General features: G+C 70.4%; 23 protein-coding genes. 14 read left to right on the top strand and 9 right to left on the bottom strand.

The window, feature by feature from the left end; all coding sequences use genetic code 11:
• The first annotated feature begins 57 nt into the window (after positions 1-57).
• Positions 58-1,461, top strand: a complete 1,404-nt coding sequence (locus ACIQID_RS01860) for a PLP-dependent aminotransferase family protein (RefSeq protein WP_400281495.1) — start codon at positions 58-60, stop codon at positions 1,459-1,461.
• A 139-nt stretch (positions 1,462-1,600) separates the two neighbouring features.
• On the opposite strand, the gene ACIQID_RS01855 is transcribed toward ACIQID_RS01860, so the two are convergent.
• Together ACIQID_RS01855 and ACIQID_RS01850 are read right to left on the bottom strand one after the other, a co-directional pair.
• The gene (locus tag ACIQID_RS01855; RefSeq protein WP_025103621.1) at positions 1,601-2,104 is read right to left on the bottom strand and encodes a DUF3145 domain-containing protein; all 504 of its coding nucleotides are present in this window, start codon (positions 2,102-2,104) and stop codon (positions 1,601-1,603) included.
• A gap of 192 nt (positions 2,105-2,296) precedes the next feature.
• Positions 2,297-3,070 (bottom strand): hypothetical protein, encoded by a 774-nt coding sequence (locus ACIQID_RS01850; protein WP_025103622.1) that lies wholly within the window; start codon positions 3,068-3,070, stop codon positions 2,297-2,299.
• 176 nt (positions 3,071-3,246) lie between these two features.
• Between ACIQID_RS01850 and ACIQID_RS01845 the strand changes: the two genes are divergently transcribed.
• Genes ACIQID_RS01845 through ACIQID_RS01835 form a run of 3 tightly spaced genes read left to right on the top strand, consistent with a single transcriptional unit; the run spans position 3,247 to position 6,841 of the window.
• Complete coding sequence (locus ACIQID_RS01845) at positions 3,247-5,250, top strand: DUF262 domain-containing protein (RefSeq protein ID WP_312672339.1); 2,004 nt, start codon at positions 3,247-3,249, stop codon at positions 5,248-5,250.
• Positions 5,247-6,503 (top strand): alpha/beta fold hydrolase, encoded by a 1,257-nt coding sequence (locus ACIQID_RS01840; protein WP_396654601.1) that lies wholly within the window; start codon positions 5,247-5,249, stop codon positions 6,501-6,503. Before ACIQID_RS01845 ends, ACIQID_RS01840 begins: the two co-directional genes overlap by 4 nt.
• Positions 6,504-6,556: 53 nt before the next feature.
• Positions 6,557-6,841 carry a hypothetical protein gene (locus ACIQID_RS01835; protein ID WP_331202939.1) on the top strand — a complete coding sequence of 95 codons (285 nt, stop codon included), beginning with the start codon at positions 6,557-6,559 and terminating at the stop codon, positions 6,839-6,841.
• A gap of 68 nt (positions 6,842-6,909) precedes the next feature.
• Here the strand turns inward: ACIQID_RS01835 and ACIQID_RS01830 are convergent, their stop codons facing one another.
• The 3 genes from ACIQID_RS01830 to glgA form a co-directional block, all read right to left on the bottom strand.
• Positions 6,910-7,167, bottom strand: a complete 258-nt coding sequence (locus tag ACIQID_RS01830) for a type B 50S ribosomal protein L31 (protein WP_017202258.1) — start codon at positions 7,165-7,167, stop codon at positions 6,910-6,912.
• Between the two features lie 145 nt (positions 7,168-7,312).
• A complete protein-coding gene (locus tag ACIQID_RS01825) occupies positions 7,313-8,098 on the bottom strand; it encodes an ABC transporter ATP-binding protein (protein ID WP_312672336.1) in 786 nt (261 codons plus the stop codon).
• Positions 8,099-8,115: 17 nt separating this feature from the next.
• On the bottom strand, positions 8,116-9,300 hold the full coding sequence (gene glgA, locus ACIQID_RS01820) for a glycogen synthase (protein ID WP_312672335.1): 1,185 nt from the start codon (positions 9,298-9,300) through the stop codon (positions 8,116-8,118).
• Between the two features lie 69 nt (positions 9,301-9,369).
• Here glgA and ACIQID_RS01815 point away from each other — a divergent pair, with 69 nt between their 5' ends.
• From ACIQID_RS01815 to ACIQID_RS01805, 3 genes are read left to right on the top strand one after another with little or no spacing between them, the layout of a single operon-like run.
• Positions 9,370-10,611 carry a glucose-1-phosphate adenylyltransferase gene (locus ACIQID_RS01815; RefSeq protein WP_060921847.1) on the top strand — a complete coding sequence of 414 codons (1,242 nt, stop codon included), beginning with the start codon at positions 9,370-9,372 and terminating at the stop codon, positions 10,609-10,611.
• A 48-nt stretch (positions 10,612-10,659) separates the two neighbouring features.
• Positions 10,660-11,295: a phosphoserine phosphatase SerB gene (gene serB / locus ACIQID_RS01810; protein WP_400281486.1), complete on the top strand. Its 636-nt coding sequence runs from the start codon at positions 10,660-10,662 to the stop codon at positions 11,293-11,295.
• A gap of 38 nt (positions 11,296-11,333) precedes the next feature.
• Positions 11,334-12,029, top strand: coding sequence for an alpha/beta fold hydrolase (locus ACIQID_RS01805; RefSeq protein WP_312672331.1), 696 nt, complete (start codon positions 11,334-11,336; stop codon positions 12,027-12,029).
• 15 nt (positions 12,030-12,044) lie between these two features.
• Here ACIQID_RS01805 and ACIQID_RS01800 read toward each other — a convergent pair whose 3' ends face one another.
• Positions 12,045-12,755, bottom strand: coding sequence for a beta-ketoacyl-ACP reductase (locus tag ACIQID_RS01800; protein WP_312672330.1), 711 nt, complete (start codon positions 12,753-12,755; stop codon positions 12,045-12,047).
• A 140-nt stretch (positions 12,756-12,895) separates the two neighbouring features.
• On the opposite strand from ACIQID_RS01800, the gene ACIQID_RS01795 reads away from it, so the two are divergent.
• From ACIQID_RS01795 to ACIQID_RS01780, 4 genes are read left to right on the top strand one after another with little or no spacing between them, the layout of a single operon-like run.
• Positions 12,896-13,381 (top strand): DUF4190 domain-containing protein, encoded by a 486-nt coding sequence (locus ACIQID_RS01795; protein WP_400281481.1) that lies wholly within the window; start codon positions 12,896-12,898, stop codon positions 13,379-13,381.
• 52 nt (positions 13,382-13,433) lie between these two features.
• Positions 13,434-13,778: a DUF3099 domain-containing protein gene (locus tag ACIQID_RS01790; protein ID WP_400281478.1), complete on the top strand. Its 345-nt coding sequence runs from the start codon at positions 13,434-13,436 to the stop codon at positions 13,776-13,778.
• Positions 13,775-13,972, top strand: coding sequence for a hypothetical protein (locus ACIQID_RS01785; protein ID WP_060921850.1), 198 nt, complete (start codon positions 13,775-13,777; stop codon positions 13,970-13,972). Before ACIQID_RS01790 ends, ACIQID_RS01785 begins: the two co-directional genes overlap by 4 nt.
• Positions 13,969-14,778, top strand: coding sequence for an SURF1 family protein (locus ACIQID_RS01780; protein ID WP_400281474.1), 810 nt, complete (start codon positions 13,969-13,971; stop codon positions 14,776-14,778). Before ACIQID_RS01785 ends, ACIQID_RS01780 begins: the two co-directional genes overlap by 4 nt.
• A 15-nt stretch (positions 14,779-14,793) precedes the next feature.
• On the opposite strand, the gene ACIQID_RS01775 is transcribed toward ACIQID_RS01780, so the two are convergent.
• The 3 genes from ACIQID_RS01775 to ACIQID_RS01765 form a co-directional block, all read right to left on the bottom strand.
• Positions 14,794-17,958, bottom strand: coding sequence for an InlB B-repeat-containing protein (locus ACIQID_RS01775; RefSeq protein ID WP_400281471.1), 3,165 nt, complete (start codon positions 17,956-17,958; stop codon positions 14,794-14,796).
• Between the two features lie 283 nt (positions 17,959-18,241).
• Positions 18,242-18,838 carry a pyridoxal 5'-phosphate synthase gene (locus ACIQID_RS01770; RefSeq protein ID WP_400281468.1) on the bottom strand — a complete coding sequence of 199 codons (597 nt, stop codon included), beginning with the start codon at positions 18,836-18,838 and terminating at the stop codon, positions 18,242-18,244.
• A gap of 22 nt (positions 18,839-18,860) precedes the next feature.
• Positions 18,861-20,459 (bottom strand): ABC-F family ATP-binding cassette domain-containing protein, encoded by a 1,599-nt coding sequence (locus ACIQID_RS01765; protein ID WP_210677646.1) that lies wholly within the window; start codon positions 20,457-20,459, stop codon positions 18,861-18,863.
• Between the two features lie 167 nt (positions 20,460-20,626).
• On the opposite strand from ACIQID_RS01765, the gene ACIQID_RS01760 reads away from it, so the two are divergent.
• The 3 genes from ACIQID_RS01760 to ACIQID_RS01750 are packed head-to-tail and all read left to right on the top strand — an operon-like array spanning position 20,627 to position 23,186.
• The gene (locus ACIQID_RS01760) at positions 20,627-21,244 is read left to right on the top strand and encodes a DedA family protein (RefSeq protein ID WP_400281464.1); all 618 of its coding nucleotides are present in this window, start codon (positions 20,627-20,629) and stop codon (positions 21,242-21,244) included.
• A gap of 5 nt (positions 21,245-21,249) precedes the next feature.
• Entirely contained in the window at positions 21,250-22,518 is a 1,269-nt protein-coding gene (locus tag ACIQID_RS01755) for a sensor histidine kinase (protein WP_400281461.1), read from the top strand.
• Positions 22,515-23,186 carry a response regulator transcription factor gene (locus tag ACIQID_RS01750; RefSeq protein ID WP_062634324.1) on the top strand — a complete coding sequence of 224 codons (672 nt, stop codon included), beginning with the start codon at positions 22,515-22,517 and terminating at the stop codon, positions 23,184-23,186. Before ACIQID_RS01755 ends, ACIQID_RS01750 begins: the two co-directional genes overlap by 4 nt.
• The last annotated feature ends 38 nt before the right edge of the window (positions 23,187-23,224 follow it).

Below are 23,224 nucleotides of genomic sequence, written 5' to 3'. Positions count from 1 at the left end.
ACCACTGAGCGAAAAGTGGCCTGCACATGGAAGGCCACTTTGCGGCAGGCTGGACGCATGGCCTCCCGTCTCGTCACTCAGCTCGGCACTCAGGACATCGATGACGCCTCGGCCTCGGGCCTGGCTGACCGCATCAGGGCCCTCATCCTCGACGGACGCCTCACGGTGGGCGAGCGACTGCCGAGCGAACGGGCCCTGGCCCTCGAACTAAGGCGATCACGCTCGACCATCACCCGCGCCTACGGCGTTCTCGAGGCCGGCGGCTATGTGTCCCGGCATCATGGCGGGAGCACCAGGGTGACCCTCCCGCACGGTCCGTCCGCCGCCGCTCCCGACGGGGACGACGAGGCGGTCGACCTGTCGATCGCTTCGATGGACTCGACCCCCGGCCTGTACGACGCGACCGTGCGGTCCCTCCCCCGGCTGGCAGCCCTGCGCGGGACGAGCGGCTACTCGCTGCAGGGCCTTCCCGAGCTGCGCGAAGCCGTGGCCCGCCGATTCACCGAACGCGGCGCGGCGACCTCGCCGGACGAGATCATGATCACCTCCGGCGCCCTCAACGCCGTCAACCTCATCCTCACGGCGATCGGCCGCCGTGGCGAACGCGCCCTCGTGGAGCAGCCGACCTTCCCGCACGCGCTCGAGGCTCTGCACCGGCACGGCTACCGGCTGCTCCCGACGCCGGTCGACACCGACGGCTGGGACACCCGGCACCTCACCGACACCCTGCTGACCGCACGCCCGCACGTCGCGTACCTCATCCCGGACTTCCACAACCCCACCGGCGCGACGCTGCCGCAGGAGGAGCGGTCTCGGATCGCGACGACGGCCCGCAACACCGGCACGCACCTGATCGTCGACGAGACCACGGCAGAACTCGACATCGACAGGGGTTGGGCACCGGCGCCGATGGCGGCCGAGGGCCCGAACGTGATCACGGTGGGATCGATGTCGAAGATCGCGTGGGGAGGCATGCGCATCGGCTGGATCCGCGCCGAGCGCTCGGTCATCGCCCGGCTGCTGGCCGTCCGTCCCTCGTTCGAGCTGGGCACGGCGCTCCTCGAGCAGTGCATCGCCGTGGAGCTGCTCGCCGACGTCCCCGCGCTCACCCATCACGTGCGGCGCCGCCTGAGCGCCGGGCGGAACGCGGTGGCCGCGGCGATCGCCGAGATCCCGGGGATGCGGATGCCGGAGACGCCCGGCGGCCTCTCCGCCTGGATCGATCTCGGCGCCCCGTTGTCGACCACGCTGTCCCTCGCTGCCCGGGAGCGGGGACTCATCCTCCCGCCCGGGCCGCGCTTCACCACCGGAGGCGTGCTGGAGCGGCGGCTCCGGGTCCCGATCACGCTGCCGCCGGAGCGTGCGGCGGAGGCGATGACGCGCCTGGCACAGGCCTGGGCGGACGTGCGCGGCGGTGGAGTCCGCACCGTCGACGACCTCGCGCACGCCGCCGTGATCTGACCGGCGCAGACGAAGACCCCGCCCGGTCGCCCGGGGCGGGGTCTTCGTCGAGCGGAGCGGGGATTCGTCTTCTCAGCGTCCGGGATCACTCACCGGAATCCGATACTCACGCCTCCGCGCTCCCGGTCTCAGCGGTCGGTCAGCCGACCTTGTGGAGCCAGACGACGCGCGCGTCGTCGCTGGCGTGACGGAAGGGCTCCAGCTCCTCGTCCCAGGCGGAGCCCAGGGCGATGTCGAGCTCGCGCTGCAGCTCGACGGCGTTGCCCGCGGCGATCTCCATCGCGTAGCGGATGCGGTCCTCACCGATGACGATGTTGCCGGCGGCATCGGTCTGGGCGTAGTGGATGCCGAGGTCCGGCGTGTGCAGCCACCGACCGCCGTCACTGCGCGGCGTGGGATCCTCGGTCACCTCGAACCGGAGGTGCTCCCAGCCCCGGATCGCGGTCGCGAGGGCAGCACCGGTACCGACGGGACCGTCCCAGTAGAACTCGGCGCGGCGCGCGCCGGTCAGCACGGGCTGCTCGGTCCAGTCGAAGTTCACCGCACGCCCGATAGCGCGACCCACCGCCCATTCCAGGTGCGGGCAGAGCGCGCGAGGCGCCGAGTGGATGAACACCACTCCGCGTGCGTAAGCCGTCGCCATGATCTCTCCGTTTCATCAGGTGCGTCTTCCCCTACGACCTGAACCACGAAGTGGCGAGAGTATGCGGTTGTGCGCCCATTCTCGCCGAGTTCCCGCGAAATCACAAGCATGTGATTCGACGACGAAGGCCCCGGTCCGCGGACCGGGGCCTTCGGGCGCTTCGACGAGCTCAGCGACCCAGTATGGGAACGCTCAGGCCTCGCTCATGGCCTGCTTGACCTGCTGGCCCTTCGCGGCGTAGTAGGCCGCGCGAGCGGCGTCCTTGCGGGCCTGCTCGGCATAGCCGAACTCGAGCACGTCCTGCGGGACCTCGACGTTCGGGACGTCGTCGGTGCCGTGGTACTTCTCGATGTACGCGTCGAGCTCGGGACCGGAGGTCCACGAGGTGATGAGGCAGTAGCGCGGGTCGGTGCCGTTGTGGGTGGCCGCGTGCCACAGACGCTGGGTGTCGACGATGAGCTGCGCACCGGCCGGCAGGGCGATGCGGTACTCGATGCTGGGGTCCGTGCGGTTCTCACGCAGCACGAAGTAGCTGTCCTTGTCGTCCGTCAGGTTGAAGAACCCGCGCACGACCCAGCCGGTGCCGTCCGGGTTCAGGCGGTTGTTGTCGTCCTGGTGGAGGTTGTAGAGGCAGTCGCCGTACGGGGTCGGCTGCAGCTCGATGACACGGCAGCGGCCGACGTTCGCGCCGGGCTCCTGCGCACGGCGCGTGAGGTTCGGGGCCTTGGCGGTCTGCTCGTCGATCCAGACGCCGTCCTTGTCGGTGCGCGGCGGCTTGTGGTTCCAGAAGCCGTTGCACTCGATGTCGCCGAAGGCGCTGGCGAGGGGCGCGAACCGGGTGTCGCCCGAGGACTTCCAGTCGACGTACTCGATGTCGAGCCACTCCTTGGGGTCGGCCTCCTGGTCGTAGCTGTCGAGGACGACGAAGCCCTTCTCCTCCAGCGCTGCGGACTTGATGTATCCCATGATCGAGTCATGTTCCTTTCATCGGGGGCCAGCACGTTTTAACAGGCCCTGATAAGGCAAGGCTAACAGCGGGACCTGGCGCTCCCCCGGAGGGTCGCCGTGGATAAGCGAATAGACTGGGCGGGGCACCCGGCGCGTCCGTGGCGCCTGTCGCTACGGGAGGACGAGACACCAGCATGAGCACCGCGACCAACGTCGAGGCGACGGCAGTCAACACGATCGAATGGCTCGCGGCGGGACGCACGACCATCGTCGTTCCCGTCTACCAGCGGCAGTACCGCTGGGACATCGGCGGCTGCGAGAGGCTCCTCTCCGACGTCAGGGCGGTGGCCGCGGAGGACGACGCGCATCGCCACTTCATCGGTTCGATCCTCTCCGCCGAGGACGGCTCCGGCCCGGACGCCGACCTCATCCTCATCGACGGGCAGCAGCGCCTCACCACGCTCATGCTCCTCGTCGCCGCACTTCATCACTCGGTGCGTGACCGCGACCCGGAGCTCGCCGCCGACCTCGCCCGCGTGCTGGTCCGATCCGACGACCCTGAGCGCACGAAGCTGCGTCCGCACAACGCCTGGGCCGATCTCTACGAATCGGTCGTGCTCGATCGCCGCGACGACCTCGATCGCGAGTCGCGCTTCGACGACAACTACGCCTTCTTCCGCAGCCAGATCCATGCCGACGAGGCGCCGTCGATCTGGCGGGGACTGCAGCGGCTCGAACACGTGTCGATCACGCTCGGCGCCCAGGCCAACGCGCAGCAGATCTTCGAGAGCCTGAACTCCACCGGCGAGCCGCTGCGGGATCACGAGCTGATCCACAACTACATCCTCATGGGTCTGAGCCACGCCGAGCAGATGGACGTGGAAGCGCGGTACTGGCTGCCGATCGAGCAGCACACGGGCGAGGCGATCGGGGCGTTCTGGCGTCATTACCTCGTGCTCGTGACGGGGCGAGAGGTGGCGGCGAACGGGGAGCACGGCGTGTACAGCGCCTTCCGCCAGTCGTTCCCGCGCGTCGACGCCGCCCACCTCCAGGCCGACGCCGAGACGTGGCGGCACTATGCGGAGATCTACGGCATCCTCCTCGATCCGACGAAGGAGCAGGACCCCGAGATCGCGCGGCAGCTGCGGTACGTGAATACGTTCGGACGCTCCTCCTCCCCGCTGGTCATGAGCGCCTACAGCGATCACGCGCGTGGCCTCATCGACCGGAGTCAGCTCCTCGAGACGCTCGAGTGGCTGCAGGCGATGTTCCTTCGTCGCGCGCTCGTGAACCTTCCCGCCGAACGCCTCATCGCCCGGCTCTGCCGTGCGCGTCGCGACGGACACGACGCCCTCGCCCGCGCCATCGCGCGCATCACCCCGTCGGACGAGCGGGTCAGCGCCGTGCTCAAGTACAGCGAGCTGCCGTATCCGGCCTACGTGCTCGGCCGGCTCGAGGGCGTCGACGACGTGGACGGCTTCGACGTCGAGCACATCGTGCCCGCCGTGCCCGGCGACGCCTGGTCCGGCGACGGCGTGCGCCCCTGGAGCGAGTACTCCGAGGACGAGCAGAACAGTCACCGCGCCCTCGCACCCACCCTCGGCAACCTCACGCTGCTGGAGCAGGGGCTGACGGAGCGGGTGTTCGGCGCCTCGTTCCCCGTCAAACGCGATGAGGCCTATGCACGCAGCAGCGTGCCGGCGACCCGCGCCCTCGCCGCGCAGGAGTCCTGGGGCACGGCGGCCATCACCGCACGCACGGTGGGACTGACGGCCGACCTCGTCCGCGTGTGGGCACGACCCGCGCTGCCCGAGATCGACGACGACGGCCTCACCCCGATCCTGGACGCCGTCCGCCGCCGCGGCTGGCCCGCGGGGTGGGAGCGCGAGTTCGACTACGTGGAGTATCGCGGCGAACGGTGGGAGGTCTACGACGTCAAGCACCTGTTCAACCGCGTGTTCCGCCGTGCCTGGACCGACACGACCGAGGCCGCTCTGGCGTACTGCGCGACCCACGGCGGCCCGATCTACCGCGACAAGGCATGGAAGGGGCAGTGGGACGACCTCGACGACACGCACTTCCTCTACATGGGCTGGGACTCGAACTACATGATGACGGCCGTCCAGGGAGTCCTCGACGAGTCCGGCATCGCCGCCGAGGTCTTCGTGAAGTACTCCTACATCGGGAATGTGATGTGACCATGACCACTGTCCTCCGCCGCCGCCTGCTCGACCTCGCCGTCGAGGAGCACACGCTCACGGTCCCCCTCGTCTGGGACGACCCGGCAGACACCCGCACGATCGACGTGTTCGCCCGCGTCGTCGCACGGGAGGGAGGCGAGGCCCTCCCCTATCTGGTGTTCCTGCAGGGCGGGCCGGGCCACGAGGCGCCGCGCCCCTTCCACTCCTCCACCGCGCCGGCGTGGCTGGATCAGGCCCTCGCGCACTATCGACTCGTCCTGCTGGATCAGCGCGGCACCGGGCTGTCCTCCCCGGTCGGCGACGGCGACCTCGTGCGGGGCGCCGAAGCCGTGGCCGAGCATCTGACGCACCTGCGCGCCGATGCCATCGTGCGCGACTGCGAGGCGCTGCGGGAGCACCTGGGGGCGCCGACGTGGAGCGTCCTCGGGCAGTCCTTCGGCGGGTTCACGACGCTGGCCTACCTGTCGACCCACGCGGATTCGCTCGACGACGTCTTCATCACCGGAGGCCTCAGCACGGTCCAGCGCGACCCGGACGAGGTCTACGCCCTCTGCTACGACAAGATGCGCACGGCGTCCGAGCGGTACTACCGGCGCTTCCCGGAGCACCGCGACGTCATGCGGCGCCTGATCGATCTCGCGGACGCCGGTGAACTCGTCCTCCCCGACGGCGAGGTCGTGTCGCGTTCCCGCCTGCGCTCGGTCGGCTCCGCTCTCGGCACCGACGACGGCTGGCAGACGGTCTGGTCGCTGCTGGAACGGGATCCCGCGTCCAACGCCTTCCGGCACGACCTCCAGCACGCCATGCCCTTCGGCGGCCGCAACCCGCTGTACTACGCCTTCCACGAGTCGAGCTATGCGAACGGACACACCACGCGGTGGTCCGCCGAGCGCGTCGAGCCCGCCGATTTCCGCGACGACCCGACACTGTTCACGGGCGAGCACGTCCGCCGCGAATGGGCCGACACCGTCCCGGCACTGCGACCGTGGAGCGAGGTGACGTCGATCCTGGCGGAGCACCCCTGGCCGCGGATCTACGACACCGCCGCCCTCGCCGCCTCCGGGGCGACGGGCGCGGCCGCCATCTACGTCAACGACGTGTATGTGCCCCTGGAGTTCTCCCTGGAGACCGCCCGTCTCCTCCCCGGCGTGACGCCCTGGGTGACGAGCGAGCATGAGCACAACGGCCTGCGGACGGGGCCCGTGCTGGAGCGGCTGATCGACCTCGCCCACGGACGCCGCATCCGCTGACCTCCGCCGCGTGACGGGTGCCACCCGCGCGCTCCGGGATCTATCCTGGGGCCATGGAGCATCTGCTCGGGTGGACCACCATCGTCCTCGTGCTCGGTACGGGGCCGGTGCTGTTCTTCGTGGGCATCCGGCATACCCTCTCCCGTCGTCCGGTCGAGGAGAAGTACGAGCAGGCCGGCTCCGGAGGGCTCGTCGGCGTCTTCGACGCGGTGTGGTCCCCCACCGCGCACGAGGCGGGCCAGGAGCGGGACCGGCAGACCCGGCGCACGGCCCCGGCGCCGACACCCGGAGATCCGCCGGGCCGCATCGAGCGCGGCCGCATCGTCATCGACGTCTGAGCGACGCGCCCACCCGGGCATGACGAAGGCCCCGCACTCCGAGGAGTGCGGGGCCTTCGTGGGCGGTCTTACTTGGAGGAGCCGCCGAAGCCCTTGAAGCGCTGGTTGAACTTCTCGACGCGGCCGGCCGAGTCCATGATGCGCTGCTTGCCCGTGTAGAAGGGGTGCGAGGCCGAGGAGATCTCGACGTCGATCACCGGGTACTCCACGCCGTCCAGCTCGATGGTCTTGTCGCTGGTGACGGTGGAACGGGTGAGGAAGGTCTCGCCCGAGCCCAGGTCGCGGAACACGACAGCCTTGTAGTCGGGGTGAATGTCAGTCTTCATGGGATTCCTTTGTTGCTGCCCTGGATTGTGCCAGGGACGAGGGAAGTCTGTGGTGCCGAGCGCACCAAGGATCGATTCTACCAGTACTTCGACAAGCTCAGTAACCCCGCGGGGACCGAACTCAGTAACCCAGCGGGGACCGAGGTCAGGAGGCGGCGCGGGCGGAGTAGCGCCCGTCCTCGCTGCTGAGGGCGATCGGCATCCCGAAGGTCTCGCCCAGGGCATCCGCGGTGAGCGTCTCGGCGATCGGCCCCGCCGCCACCACGGCGCCGTCACGGATCAGGAGCACATGGGTGAACCCGACCGGGATCTCCTCGACGTGATGCGTCACCATGAGCATCGCGGGCGTCGTCGGTGCGGAGGCGTAGCCGCCCAGCAGCGCGAGGAGCTCCTCGCGCGAGCCGAGGTCGAGCGAGGCGGTCGGCTCGTCGAGGAGCAGCAGCTCCGGGTCGGTCATGACCGCCCTGGCGATCTGCACACGCTTCTGCTCGCCGTCGCTCAGCGTGCCGAACGTACGGTCGGCGAGGTGCGCGAGACGCCAGTCGCCCAGCACGCGCAGCGCACGCCGCTCGTCGATGTCCTCGTAGCTCTCGTTCCAGCGTCCGAGCACCGAGTAGGCCGCGGTGAGGACGGTGTTGAGCACCGTCTCCTCCCGCGGGATGCGCTTGGCCATGGCCGACGACGCGAACCCGATCCGCGGTCGGATCTCGAAGACGTCCGCGCGCCCGAGCGTCTCGCCGAGGACCGTCACGGTGCCGGAGGTGGGGTGCATCAGCGTGTCGGCGAGCTGCAGCAGGGTCGTCTTGCCGGCACCGTTCGGCCCGAGGATCACCCATCGCTGATCGTCCGAGACCTGCCAGGTCACGTGATCGATGATGTTGCGCCCCTCTCGGCGCACGACGACGTCGGTGAACTCCAGAGCGATCGGCATACCGAAAGCCTATCGGCTCAGGCGGTCAGCTCCGCGTAGAGCGCGCGGGTCTCGTCGGCGATCGCGGCCCAGCTGAACTGCGTGCGGGCCCGCTCCCGACCGGCCTCCCCGTACTCCCGGGCCTTCTCCGGATCCGTGGCGACCTCGGTGAGGACCGCGGCGAGATCGGCGACGAAGCGCTCGGGGTCGGTCGGCGTGCCCGTCCCGTCCTGCACCTGCTCGATCGGGACCAGTCGGCCGGTCACGCCGTCGTCCACCACCTCGGGGATCCCGCCCGTCGCCGTCCCGACGACGGCGGCTCCGCAGGCCATCGCCTCGAGGTTCACGATCCCGAGCGGCTCGTAGACGGACGGGCAGACGAAGGTCGTCGCCGCCGCCAGGATCGCCGACAGCTCGTCCCGCGGCAGCATCCGCTCGATCCACACGACGCCCTCCCGGGTCTGCTGCAGCAGCCGCACCCCCTCCTGGACCTCCGCCATGATCTCCGGCGTGTCGGGCGCGCCGGCGCAGAGGATGAGCTGGACCTCCGGCGGGAGCAGTCGTGCCGCCTGCAGGAGGTAAGGCAGACCCTTCTGCCGCGTGATGCGTCCGACGAAGACCACCGAGGGCCGCTCCGGGTCCATGCCGATCGAGGAGAGGAACGCGGGGTCCTGGACAGGACGCCAGCGCTCCACGTCGATGCCGTTGTGGATCACCCGGACCCGCGCAGGGTCGACCTGCGGGTAGCTGCGGAGGATGTCCGCGCGCATGCCGGCACTCACCGCGATCACCGCGGCGGCGTTCTCGTAGGCGAGCTTCTCGATCCCGCTCGACACGGCGTAGCCGCCCCCGAGCTGCTCGGCCTTCCACGGCCGCAGCGGTTCGAGGCTGTGCGCCGTGAGCACGTGCGGGATCCCGTGGAGCTGGGAGGCGAGATGACCGGCGAAGTTCGCGTACCAGGTGTGACTGTGCACGACGTCGGCGCCCGCGATCGCGGACACGATCTCCAGGTCCGTGCCGAGCGTCTGCAGCGCCGGATTGGCGCCGGCGAGACTCTCCGGCGCCCGGTAGGCGAAGGTGCCCTCCTCGTCGCGCGGCGCACCGAACGCGCGCACCGTCACGTCGATGTCCCGACGCAGCGCGGACACGAGCTCGGCCACGTGCACACCCGCGCCTCCGTAGATCTCCGGCGGATACTCCTTGGTGATCATCTCGACTCGCATTCCTAGACGCTATCGAGCGGGTTGTCCAGATGCTAGTTCCCCGCGCCGAACGGGATCTATGGTGGAGCCATGTCCGCTCCAAAGAAGGTCTTCGGGATCATCCTCGCCGGCGGCGAGGGCAAGCGACTCATGCCGCTGACAGCCGACCGCGCGAAACCTGCCGTCCCGTTCGGCGGGCAGTATCGCCTGATCGATTTCGCCATCTCGAACCTCATCAACTCCGGGCTGAGACAGATCGTCGTGCTCACGCAGTACAAGTCGCACAGCCTCGACCGGCACATCTCCCAGACCTGGCGGATGTCGGCCCTGCTCGATTCGTACGTGACCTCGGTCCCCGCCCAGCAGCGCCTGGGCAAGCGCTGGTTCTCCGGCTCCGCGGACGCGATCCTGCAGAGCATGAACCTGATCAACGACGAGAAGCCCGACATCGTCGTCGTCATCGGCGCCGACCACGTCTATCGGATGGACTTCCGCCAGATGCTCGAGGCGCACATCGAGTCCGGGGCGAAGGCGACGGTGGCGGGCATCCGTCAGCCGCTCGCCCTGGCGTCCCAGTTCGGGGTCATCGACGCCGATCCGGAATCCGGACGGATCCGGCAGTTCCTGGAGAAGCCGACCGACGCCACGGGTCTCGCGGACTCCCCGCACGAGGTCCTGGCCTCGATGGGCAACTACATCTTCGACACCGACGCCCTGATCGCGGCCGTCGAGGCCGACGGTGAGCTGCCCACGTCGAGCCACGACATGGGCGGCGACATCGTCCCGTACTTCGTCGACCGCGGCGAGGCCGGCTACTACGACATGAAGCAGAACGAGGTCCCGGGGTCGTCGCCGCGCGACCGCTCCTACTGGCGCGACGTGGGGACGATCGACTCGTTCTTCGACGCGCACCGGGATCTGATCTCCACCCTCCCGATCTTCAACCTCTACAACATGGAGTGGCCGATCCACTCGCAGGCGGTCAACTCCCCGCCGGCGAAGTTCGTCCGCGACTCGGTGGGGAGGATCGGCAACGCCATCGACTCGATCGTGTCGCTGGGGTCGGTGCTGTCCGGCACGCACCTCGAACGCAGCGTCGTGGGCCCGTGGACGCTCGCCGGCGGCGGCTCGACCATCACCGACTCGGTGGTGTTCGATCACGTACACGTCGGCCAGGGCGCCCGCGTGCACCGCGCGATCCTCGACAAGAACGTCGTCCTCGCCGACGGCGCGACGGTCGGCGTCGACCGCGAACGGGATCTCGCCCGCGGGTTCACGGTCACGGAGTCGGGGATCACGGTCGTCGGCAAGGGCGTGTTCATCGAACGCTGACGCGTCATGCGGCACGGGCTCCGGTCCCCCGGTCGCTAGGCTCGGTGGGTGACCACCGCGCGATTCCTCGTCGTCCTCGATGCCGATTCCACGCTCATCCGGAACGAGGTGATCGAGCTGCTCGCGGACGAGGCCGGCCGCCGCGCGGAGGTGCAGGCGGCCACCGAAGCGGCGATGCGCGGCGAGATCGACTTCGCGACCAGCCTCCGCTCCCGGGTGGCGGCCCTCGCGGGCGTTCCCGTCGAGGCCTTCGCCCGGGTCCGCTCACGCATCGAGCCGACGCCGGGGGTCCGCGACCTCACCGCCGCCGTGCACGCACGCGGAGGGCTGGTCGGCGTGGTCTCGGGTGGGTTCCACGAGATCCTCGACGACGTCGCACCGGGGCTCGGCGTGGACCGGTGGCGGGCGAACCGCCTCGAGGTCGCCGACGGCGCGCTCACTGGGCGGGTGGACGGTGACATCGTCGACGGCGCGGCCAAGGCCTTCTGGCTGCGCACCTGGGCGGAGGAGCTCGGCGTGGCGCCGCACGCGACCATCGCGATCGGTGACGGCGCCAACGATCTTCCGATGATGGCGGTCGCCGGCCTGGGGCTCGCCTTCAACGCCAAGCCCGCCGTCCGCGAGTCCGCGAGCCTGGTCATCGGTCCGGTCGACCTCGGAACGGTCATCTCCCTGCTCCCCTGACCCTGGCCGATGTCCGGGGCCGGGTCTACGGTCGGGTCATGGACATCATCCTCATCCCCGGCCTCTGGCTCGACGCCATCAGCTGGGACGCCGTGGTCCCCACGCTCGAGCGCGCCGGTCACCGACCGCGGCCACTGACCATGCCCGGTCTCGACGCCTCCGCGGAGACGGCGGCGGGGATCGGGATCGACGACTGGGTCGCGGCCGCGGTCGCCGCCGTCGATGCCGCGGAGGGGGACGTGGTGGTCGTCGGACACAGCGGTGGAGGCAACGTCGCCTGGGGAGTCGCCGATGCGCGCCCGGATCGCCTGGCCCGGGTCGTCTTCGTCGACACCGTGCCCCCGCCTCCGGGCTCGGGCATCAGCGAGTTCCCCGTGCAGGACGGCGTCGTCCCGTTTCCGGGCTGGGACTTCTTCCCCGACGAGGACGTGCACGATCTGGACACCGAGACCCGCGCGAGGACGGCCCCGCTCACGCACAGCGTGCCCGCGCGGGTGCCGACGGACGAGCTCGCTCTGAGCGACCCGGCGCGGCACCGCATCCCGGTCACCCTGCTCATGGGAGGGCTGGACCAGGACGCCTTCGACGCGGTGATCAGCCAGTGGGGTCCGTACGCGGAGGAGTATCGGGCGATCGACGACGCCGAGGTCGTCCGGATCGGCTCCGGCCACTGGCCGCAGTTCTCGGCGCCCGAGCGTCTCGCGGAGCTCCTCGTGCGCGCGATCGATCGCTGACGGGGAGAGCCGGGGTCAGTGCCCCATGCCGAGACCGCCGTCGACCGGGATGACGGCGCCCGAGATGTAGCCGGCGTCGTCGCTCGCCAGCCAGGTCACGACGCCCGCGACCTCATCCGGCGTCGCGAAACGCCCGGCGGGGATGTTCGCCTTGTACTGCTTCTGCGTCTCCTCGGGCAGTTCCGCCGTCATGTCGGTCTCGATGAAGCCCGGGGCCACCACGTTGGCCGTGATGCCCCGTCCGCCGAGCTCGCGCGTGAGCGAGCGGGCGAAACCGACCAGTGCGCTCTTGGAGGCGGCGTAGTTCGTCTGCCCCGCGGAGCCGTAGAGACCCACGACGCTGGAGATGAGGATGACCCGTCCGAACCGCGCCCGCAGCATCCCCTTCGAGGCCCGCTTGACGACCCGGAAGGTGCCGCCGAGGTTCGTCGCCACGACACTGTCGAAGTCGTCCTCGCTCATGCGCATGAGCAGGGTGTCCTTGGTGATGCCGGCGTTGGCGACGACGATCTCCACCGGGCCGAGCTGCTGTTCCACCTCGGTGAAGGCCGCGTCGAGAGCGGCGGCGTCCGTGACGTCGGCGCGCACCGTCAGGGTGCCGTCCGGGCCCTCGCCGCTGCGCGCGGTCACCGCCACGCGGTATCCCTCGCGTACGAAGCGCTCCGCGATGGCGCGGCCGATGCCGCGGTTGCCTCCGGTGACGAGGACGACGCGCTCCGCGCTCATGGGACACTCCTGGGTCTGGGGTCGAGGGTCGGGAATCCGAACCGTGATCGATCCTAGCGACGTTGCCCTCTCGCCTCCGCGACAGCCGTTTGACAGACGCGGGACGTGCTGGGACTCTGAGGGCGACGAAAGGCATCAGAGTGAGCGATCCCCGTATCTCCGGTCCGTCGGGCCAGCAGCCCCCGGCCCTCCCGCCGGCCCCCGGCTCCTCGCCTGCGTACCCGGGATTCCCGCAGACGCCCCCGGCGCACGCCGCACCGCCGCAGTACGCGGCCCCGCAGCAGTACGCGGCCCCGCAGCAGTACGGCGCACCGCAGTCGTATGGGGCAGCGCCCGCTCGCCCGACCAGCGGCCTCGCCGTCGCCGCTCTCGTCTGCGGCATCGCCGGTGTCGTGCTGTTCTGGGCCCTCCTGCCGATGCTCGCCTCCATCGCCGCCGTGATCACCGGCCACATGGCCCTCGGGCAGATCCGTCGCACCCCGGGCCTCGGCGGGCGCGGCATGGCGATCGCCGGGCTCGTCATGGGGTATCTCATGATCGGCGTCCTCGTCTTCACGATCGTCTCGACGCTCATCGGCCTGGTCGTCTTCGGCGCCTTCACCCTGCCGTTCGTCTTCGCGAGCTGACGCTCCGCACGCGCATGCCGATGTCGCTGCGGCGGCGTAGGCTGGAATCATCGTGAAGAACGCACGTCGAGTCCCGGCCGTCACCTCACTGCCGCAGTCCCCGCGGGATGAGGGTGACCACCGTGTGCGCCGATACGCCCTCACGATGACGATCCGCATCGTCTGCTTCGGGTTGATGTTCTTCGTGCAGCCCTTCGGCTGGTGGACGTGGGTCTTCGCGCTGGCCGCCGCCGTGCTCCCGTACATCGCGGTGGTCTTCGCCAACGCCGGAAGCGACAGCACGGAGACCTCCGCCGAGTCGCCGATGCGCGAGATCGACGCGCCGCCCGCGCCGTCGCTCGCTCCGGAGACCGCCCCCGACGTCATCACCATCCGCGAAGGCCGCACGGACCGATGAGCGAGCTCATCTGCTCGCGCGCCGGATGCCGGAGCGCGGCCACGAAGCAGGTCGTCTGGCGCAACCCGCGCATCCACGCCGCCGACCGCGAGAAGATCTGGCTGGCGTGCGATGAGCACGTCGGCTTCCTCCACGACTACCTGGCCGCGCGGGACTTCCCGGTGACGGTTCGAGACGGGGTGCCCTCCTCATGAGCAACCGCCTGACCCGCTGGGGCGTGTACGTCCTCATCGCCATCGGATTCGCGATCGCCTGCGTCTTCCTGTCGAACTGGCAGTTCGAGCGGAACGAGTCCAGGGCCGAGCAGATCGCGCTCGTGGAGCAGAACTACGACGCCCCGGCCGTCCCCCTCGCCGACGTGGTCGCCGACGACGAGCTCGACCCCGCAGACGAATGGCGCCCCGTCACGCTGCAGGGCGAGTACCTCGCCGACGAGCAGCTCCTGGTCCGCAACCGTCCGCATGGAGGCACGAGCGCGTTCGAGGTCCTCGTCCCCTTCCGGGACGCAGACGGCCGCGTCCTCATCGTCGACCGCGGCTGGGTGCCCCCGGGTGAGGGGCAGCTCCCGGACGCCGTTCCGTCCCCGCCGTCCGGCGAGGTCACGGTGACCGTCCGCCTGCGTCCCGGCGAGCCGCTTCCCGGGTCCGGACGCGGGGCTCCGGAGGGCCAGGTGCCCACGATCCACCTCCCGTCCATCGCCGACCTCGTCGGGGACGACGTGATCACCGGAACGTACGGACGCCTGGTCGAGGAGCGCCCCGCCGCCGACACGGCGCTGGGTGGCTTCGAGTCCCCCACCGACGACCCGGGTCCGCACCTGTCCTATGCGATCCAGTGGATCCTGTTCGCCATCATGGGCTTCATCTTCATCGGGTACATCATCCGCACGGAGATCGTGAAGCACCGCGAAGAGGTCGAGGGGAAGCCGGCACCGGTGAAGGCACCGAAACGTCGCGACCGCGACGCGGACGCCGAGGACGAACTGCTCGACGCTCGTTGACCGGGCCGGGGATCGTCAGCCCCGACCCCGTCGGCGCCGCGCCGTCATCGCCACGATCCCCGTGGCGAACAGGAGAGCCCCGAGGAGCAACGTGCCCCATGGGTCCCCACCGGTGCGGGGGAGACGACCGTCGCCAGGGTCCGTTCCGGAGCCGTTCGAGGGCGGAGTGGGCGTCGGCGTCGGCGTCGCCGGCACGGGGGCGTCCTCCCAGACGGCGTAGAGGACGAGGTCGGCGGTGAGCGCCGAGATGCGGAGCCGGTCGAACGCGGGATCGGCGACCGTCGCGTCCGCGGACGTCGACCACCCGAGGAACGTGGTCCCGGGACCTCTGAAGAGCAGGTCGAATGCTCCGGGATAGGTGATGGACGCCTCCGGAGGCCCATCCCAGGTGACGGTGCCGTCGGCCCCGCCGTTCTCGCGGAAGGTCACGGTGAACGAGGGCGACGGATCGGCGTACACCGCGGTGAGCGTGATGTCCCGTCCCGCGAAGCGCACCGTACGTCCGGCCTGGAAGAGTCCGTCGGCCGCCACGGGGCTCGTGATGATGCGCGCCGCCGCGATCGTCGCGATACGCCAGCCGACGAAGACCTCGTCGCCCCGGGTCAGTCCCGCTCCGTCCACGACGATCGCGCTCGATCCGGCGTCGTAGCCGAGCGGATCCGTCGGTACGGTGCCGCCGGTGTTGCCGTCCCCGTCGTAGTGGAGAGTGAAGGGAGCGGCCTCCGGCTGCTGCCACCGGGCATAGAAGTCGAGGTCGGCGCCGACCGGCGTGTCGAAGTCATACGGCACGAAGAAGCCTGCCGTCGTCCGCTGGTACCAGCCGAGGAACGTCTGGCCGTCCGGTTGCGGGGGCAACGGATCCGGACTGGTCGCCATCCCCTGGTCCTCCACCGTCTGCGTCAGATCGTCGATCGGTTCCGGGCTGGAGGGGTGGTCGTAGAACCGGACGGTGTGCGGATCCGTCAGCCACCGCGCGTAGAGCACCAGGTTGCTGGCCGGCATCGTCGCTCCGTCGAACGCGAACGGCACGTTGAACTGGGAGTCGGTGTACCAGCCGAGGAAGACATCGCGGCCTCGGGTGGGATCGGCCGGCGCCGATGCCTCGAGCGCGGTCTCGAAGGGGATGCCCGTCACGGCGGGAATCGCTGTGCCGCCACCCGTCACGAAGCTGAGCGCATACGTGTTGCGGCTGTAGAACTGGTACCGATACCGGTCGTTGACGTTCCCGTTGTTGTTCAGCTGATAGAGCCGTCCGGACGGCTGGTCGAGCTGGAAGTAGTTGCCTTGGGTGTTCGTGCCGGTGCCGTACCCGACATACGACGTGAAGCCGTCGATGACGCTCGCCACCTGCCGATCGCCGTTCGACGCCCAGTACCAGGCGCTCCGATACTGCTGGAAGACCTGGTGACCGGCGGGGACGGCGGCGCGGACGGCGGTCTTGTTGTTGGCGTACAGCGTCTCCACCCGCAGCGGGTCGTTCGGCGTGCCGTCCGGGCCGAGGACGACGTCCGGTGCCGACTGGCCCTGGTCGAGAGCCTCGGCGTACTCGAACCGCTGCGTGAGATTCTGCGTGGAGGCGGCCGCCATCTTGCCGGTCATGGTCGTGGTGCGTCCGGCGAGATCGACGGACCCGGCATCCGCACCCGCGCCGGTGTAGACCGCGGTGAAGATCAACGGCGTGAACTGCTGGGGTCCCCAACCCCGGAGGACGCAGCTCTGGTTCTCGGTCCCGGCGTCGTAGACGGTGATCATCCCGGACCCGTCGGTCTGCGACAACGGCACCGGCGCCACGCCCGCGGCCTGCATGTCGAGACCGATCTTCTCGCGCACCGAGAACGTACCGAGCAGCTGCGCGCCACCGGACACGGTCGAGGCGAAGTAGGTGGTGCCGCCCACGTCCATGGCGACGTCGTACGTGCCGGCGGCGGCGCACGCGGCGGGCACGTTCGCCGCGCTTCCCGGGGCGATGAGCCGGAAATCCGTCCGCCACAGCGCGCGGGTCAGGTAGACGTTCACCACCGTCGAGCCGTCGCCCTGCACCGTGACATCGTGCTGGCTCACCGCGAGATCGGCGAACGTGAGCGGATCCGGCTGCACGACGGCGGGATCGAGCTGCGCGCGCACCAGCTCCTGCACGAGCGTCGGGATCTCCGCCTTCGCGGTCGGCCCTCCCACCGTGGACCCGGCCGTCGCGGACGAGGCGATGTCGTCGAGGAAGAGGAAGTTTTCCGGGTCCGCCACCTGGGCGTCGCTGAGCTTCCCGTCGTCGTCGGTCCACGCCGGCGGTGCGCCGCCCGCCGCTGTGAACACCGGGGACGGGTAGGACTCGGGAACGACGTTCGGCTTCTCCAGCCAGTAGCTCACGTGGTACTCGACGTCCTGCCCCTGCCACCCCGCGTAGAGCGTGGCGGTGTCGGTCAGGGGAAGATCCACCGGCTGCGACCGCGCCGCGTCCGCCCACCACTGCGTGAACGTGTATCCCGTCCGGGTCGGCGGCGGGATGGCGGCGAGATCCGCCGCGGTGAAGGCCGTGTCGGGCTCGACCACGAACTCCGGGGCCACGGCCGTGCCATCCGTCACGAACGACACCGCGAAACCGGAGACGAGGATCGGCACCAGCCGGAAGTCCTCCGTGACGGGATCCGCGAAGTCGTAAGGAGTCCGGGTCGGGTCGTCCTCCCGGTACCACTCCCCCGTGAAGACCTTCCCGTCCGGCACCTCGGCGACATCCGGGGCGATCTGCCCCAGCGGCTCGCCGTCGCGCACCTCGTCGGCATCGATGATCCGCTCGGCGTCCTCTCCCGCGGGACCGGCGAGGAACTGCACGACGCGGGTGTCCGCGAAGGTCGCCCGCACGACGAGATCCGCCGTGATGACCGTGCTCTCGAACCGGAAGGGCTCCTCGGCGCCGGCAGGTCCCGTGACCCAGCCGTCGAACGGCCCCTCTGCGGACGTCGGGGCGGGCTGCCGCGGCGCCAGTCCCCCGTCCACGACGGCGACCTGGGCGACGGTGCTGCCGAGGGACTCGAACGTGACGGTGTGATACCCCCAGATGCCCGGAGTCGTCGGTCCGCCCACCGGCGTGGCGGCGAGAGCAGGGGCCGCGATGACGACCGTTCCGGCGAGACCGAGGGCCAGCGCGAGCGCGGCAGCCAGAGTCCGACGTCGTGCCCTGCGCATGTGGTCGTCCCCCTCCGACGAGCAGATCGCTACAGTGTGTCACCCCGCCACTCTCCGTTCCACCCCCTCTCACCCCGCGTCTCACCCTCCCCCCTTCCCCCCTGCGGAGCTCAAAAACTCTCCGCACCTCGCCCGTCTACGCCCGTTTTCCATCCCGCGCACCCGTGCCCCGCAGGTGCGGGATCGAAAAGGGGCGTGCGGCAGCGACGGGACGCACGTGTTCGATCCCGCGCGACGACGGTGCGGGATCGGAAACGGGCCGCCGGAGTGGCGGAGCGGGGCGTTATCGCACCCGTGGGCCCGGGGCGGGGGCGACGAGCTGCCAGCGGCCGTCGACACGGCGGTAGACGATCCGGGTATGGTTCCGGTCGGACGATCCCTGCCAGAACTCGACCCGCGTCGGCACCACCCGCCACAGCACCCAGTCTCCCGGCCCGAGACCGGTGCGTGCGCTCGCGGAGCGGGCCGCGAGGTCGGCGTCGCTCTCGGCCGCCGACGCCTCGTGCACGGTTCCCCGCACCCGCACGGCACGACGCTGCGGCTGCCACCAGAAGTTCAGGGCCGCAGCCGGGTGCGCGTCGAGCTGCGCGGCCTTCCGGGAGGACCGCGCCCCGGCGAACGCCCAGCCGCGGTCGTCGACATCCTTGAGGATCAGCGTGCGCGCGTCGGGCATGCCGTCGGCGTCCACCGTCGCCAGCGTCGCGGCGTGGGGTTCGGCGACACCGGCCGCGGCCGCCCCGCGGATCCACTCGTGGAAGAGCGGCACCGGGTCGACGGGCAGGTCATCGAGGCGCAGCGGCGGCGCGGTGCCGGTGAGGGTGGGCTGAGCCCGCAGCCACGCCGCGAGTTCCGAGGGAGGAAGGATCGGATGCTCCGCCATCCTCCGACTATGCCACGATCCGCTACGCGAGCTCGATGAGGTCCTGGTACTCCTGGCTCCAGATGTCCTCGACGCCGTCGGGCAGGATGAGGACGCGCTCGGGGTTCAGCGACTGCACCGCACCGGGGTCGTGCGACACGAGCACCACCGCGCCCTCGTAGTGGGCCAGTGCCCCGAGGATCTCCTCGCGGGACGCCGGATCGAGGTTGTTCGTGGGCTCGTCGAGCAGGAGCAGATTCGCGGACGACACGACGAGCGTCGCCAGCGACAGCCGGGTCTTCTCGCCACCGGACAGCACGCCCGCCGGCTTGAGGACGTCGTCGCCGGTGAACAGGAAGGAGCCGAGGACCTTGCGGGCCTCCGTCTCCGTGATGTGCGGGGCCGCCGACACCATGTTCTCCAGGACCGAGCGGCTGACGTCGAGGTTCTCGTGCTCCTGCGCGTAGTACCCGACCTTGAGGCCGTGTCCGGGCTCGAGCTGACCGGTGTCCGGCTGGTCGACACCCGCGAGCATGCGCAGCAGCGTCGTCTTGCCCGCACCGTTCAAGCCGAGCACGACGACCTTGGAGCCGCGATCGATCGCGAGATCGACGTCGGTGAAGATCTCCAGCGAGCCGTAGGACTTCGACAGCCCGGAGGCCATGAGCGGGGTCTTGCCGCAGGGGGCCGGCTTCGGGAACCGCAGCTTCGCGACGCGGTCCTCCTGACGCACGTCCTCCAGCCCGGAGAGGAGCTTCTCGGCACGCGCGAGCATCTGGTGCGCGGCAGCCGCCTTCGACGCCTTCGCCCCGAAGCGCGCCGCCTGCTGCTGGAGCGTCGTCGCCTTCTTCTCGGCGTTGGCCCGCTCCTTCTTGCGACGCTCCTCGTCCGCAGCGCGCTGCCGCAGATAGTTCTTCCAGTTCATGTTGTAGATGTCGATGACCTGGCGATTGGCGTCGAGGTAGAACACCCGGTTGACGGTCTCGCCCACGAGCTCGACATCGTGGCTGATCACGATCAGCCCGCCCTTGTAGTTCTTGAGGAACTCCCGCAGCCACACCACGCTGTCCGCGTCGAGGTGGTTGGTGGGCTCGTCGAGGATCATCGTCTGGGCGTCGGAGAAGAGGATGCGCGCGAGCTCGATGCGGCGGCGCTGGCCGCCGGACAGCGTCGACAACGGCTGGTCGAGGATGCGGTCCGGCAGCGAGAGGTTGTGCGCGATCGAGGCCGCCTCGGCCTCGGCCGCGTAGCCGCCCTGCGCCTCGAACTTCTCGGTGAGCGCCCCGTAGCGCTTCATCGCCTTGGCGGCGACCGCGGGGTCGTCGGAGCCCATGGCGAGCGAGGCCTCCGTCATGCCGAGGTTGAGCTGGCCGAGCCCACGCGCGTCGAGGATCCGGGTACGGGCGAGGTCTTCCGGATTGCCCGAACGGGGGTCCTGCGGCAGGTAGCCGAGCTCGCCGGAACGGGTGACGGTGCCGCCGGAGGGCAGGACGTCGCCGGCGAGCACCTTGGTGAGCGTGGTCTTGCCCGCACCGTTGCGTCCGACGAGGCCGATCTTGTCGCCGTCGGACACACGGAACGAGACGTTCTCCATCAGCAGGCGCGCGCCAACGCGGATCTCGAGGTCGTGCACGGCAAGCACAGCGGACGTCCGTTCGTTCGGGAGGAGGGTGATGGCCGAGCGGCCAGCCCCCCAGTATATGCCGCCGCGACTGTGTCGACGCCCGGCACCGATATCCCTCTCCAGGGTGACCGAGGCGATACCCGGGAGTGATGCCTCCCCCCGCACCCGCTGCATACGGTGCGGGAGTGGACATCCTCAACGACCTGATCCTGCAGGCGATCGCCTCCCCCTGGCTCTACGCGGTGCTGTTCGCGGTGACCGTGATCGACGGGTTCTTCCCGCCGGTCCCGAGCGAGACGGTCCTCGTCGCCGCGGCGGCCGTGACGGCGTCCACCGGCAACGGCGACATCCTGCTGCTCGGTGCGGTCGCCGCCGTGGGGGCCGCTGTCGGCGACAACATCGCCTTCCTCATCGGACGCCGGCTGGGTACGACCAGGTTCGCCTGGATGCGGCGCCCCCGCGTCGCCGCGGCGTTCGCCTTCGCGCAGCGCGCCCTCGACCGTCGCAGTGCCACGCTGATCCTCGGGGCCCGCTACATCCCGATCGGACGCGTCGCCGTGAACATGTCCGCCGGAGCGCTCGGATTCCCGTGGCGACGATTCCTCCCGCTCAGCCTCATCGCCGGCGTCAGCTGGAGCGTGTTCAGTCTCGCGATCGGGCTGCTCGCGGGTGCCTGGCTGCACGACCAGCCCCTCCTCAGCGCGGCCATCGGCGTCGCCGTCGCCCTGATCGTCGGGGTGATCATCGACCGCGTCGCCGCCCTCCGCCGCCGCCGTACGCCGGTCGCGCACCTGGCAGGATGAGACGCATGGCACGCCGCCGAGAGCGCACCCCGCGCCCGTCACGGATCAGCCGTCGCACCGGCGCCCTCGCGGCGCTGACCGCGGCGGTCGTCGTGCTGTACGCGCTCCTGGTCCCCCTCCAGACGGTGCTCTCCGGCACGCCGCTGCCGCTGTCCTTCCTGCTCGGCGCCGCCGTCTGCGGCGCTCCCCTCCTCGTCCCCTCTCGGCCGCGGACGGCGATCGTCGTCTTCACCGCCGGCGCCTTCCTGCTGCCTCTGCTCGTCGAGCCGGCGCGCGCGATCCACTCCCCCTGGCCCTGGTCGGTGCCGGCGCTGCTCGCGTTCGTCCTCTTCGTGGGCGTGATGTCCTTCGTGCAGGGAGCCCGACTCGGCGCCCTGACTCTCGTGATCGGCGCGCTCACCTCGCTGACGGCGCCGCTGCTGCGTCCGGACATGGTCGCGACCCCGGCGAGCTCCGGCAGCGCGACAGCCAACCTCATCGTGACGACATCGGTCACCGCCGCGATGTTCCTCATCGCCGTGCTCGTCGCCGGCCGCGTGCGGGTCGCGGCCGAGCTGACCAGGGAGAAGGAGCACAGCGCGCTGGAGGAATCCCGGCGCGCCCTCGTGGAGGAGCGCACCCGGATCGCCAGGGAGCTGCACGACGTCGTGGCGCACAGCATGTCGGTGATCCAGGTGCAGGCGTCGACCGCGCGCTATCGGATCACAGGCCTCGATGCCGACGCCGCCGCCGAGTTCGACGACATCGCCGCCACCGCCCGGACCTCGCTCACCGAGATGCGGCGCATGCTGGGGGTGCTCCGCACGGAGGACCAGCATGCGGAGCTCGCACCGCAGCAGGGACTGGACGACGTCCCGGCCCTCGTCGCTACGATCCGCCGGGCCGGGGTGGAGGTCGGCCTCGTGCTCGAGGGGATCGACGCCGCGTCCGCGGCCGGACCGGGCGTGCAGATCGCCGCCTTCCGCATCGTGCAGGAGGCCCTGAGCAATGCCGTCCGCCATGCGCCGGGTGCTCGTGTCACCGTCCGCCTCCATGCCGACGCCGACAGCCTGCACATCCGCGTCCGCAACGCCGCGCCCCCGCAGCCGGCCGAGAGCCCTTCCGGCGGCTACGGCCTCCGGGGAATGCGCGAACGCGCAGAGCTGCTCGGCGGGAGTCTCGCCGCCGGGCCGTCCGACGACGGCGGCTGGACGGTCGAGGCCACCTTGCCGTTGTCCACGGCCACTGCACCGCCCGCCCCGACCGCCTCGGCGGAAGACAAGGAGAACCCGTGACCATCAGCGTGCTCATCGCCGACGACCAGGCGATGGTCCGCGCCGGTTTCGCCGCCCTGCTGGACGCGCACGAGGGGATCCGCGTGGTGGGCCAGGCGGCCGACGGTGCGGAGGCCGTGACACTCGCCGCGCGGCTCGATCCCGACGTCATCCTCATGGACGTCCGCATGCCGGAGCTCGACGGCATCGAGGCCACCCGCCGCATCCTCGGCCCGTCGTACCCGGCCGCGCACGTGCCGCGGATCCTCATGCTCACCACGTTCGACATCGACGACTACGTCTACGACGCCCTCGCCGCCGGGGCCAGTGGCTTCCTCCTCAAAGACGCTCTGCCGGAAGAGCTCGTCCATGCGGTCCGCGTGGTGGCCGGCGGCGATGCGCTCCTCGCCCCCAGCGTGACCCGGCGCATGATCGAGCAGTTCGCCGGACGGCGGCCGGCGTCGCGCCGGTCCGCGACGGCTCTCGCCGACCTCACCGACCGCGAACGGGAGGTCCTCGTCCTCATCGGCAAGGGCCGGTCGAACACCGAGATCGCCGGCGACCTGTTCATCGCGGAGCAGACCGTGAAGACCCACGTCGGCAAGGTGCTCGCGAAGCTCGGCCTCCGGGACCGCGTGCACGCCGTCATCCTCGCCTACGACACCGGCCTGGTCGAGCCGTCGGCCTGAGTCACCCCTGCGTAGGGGGCGGGACGGCACCACGGAGT

The sequence above is a fragment of the Microbacterium sp. NPDC091676 genome, from assembly GCF_044756645.1.
Lineage (GTDB): Bacteria > Actinomycetota > Actinomycetes > Actinomycetales > Microbacteriaceae > Microbacterium > Microbacterium paraoxydans_D.
Note: the sequence above shows the minus strand (reverse complement) of the source record. Positions and strands in the feature narration are given on the sequence as shown.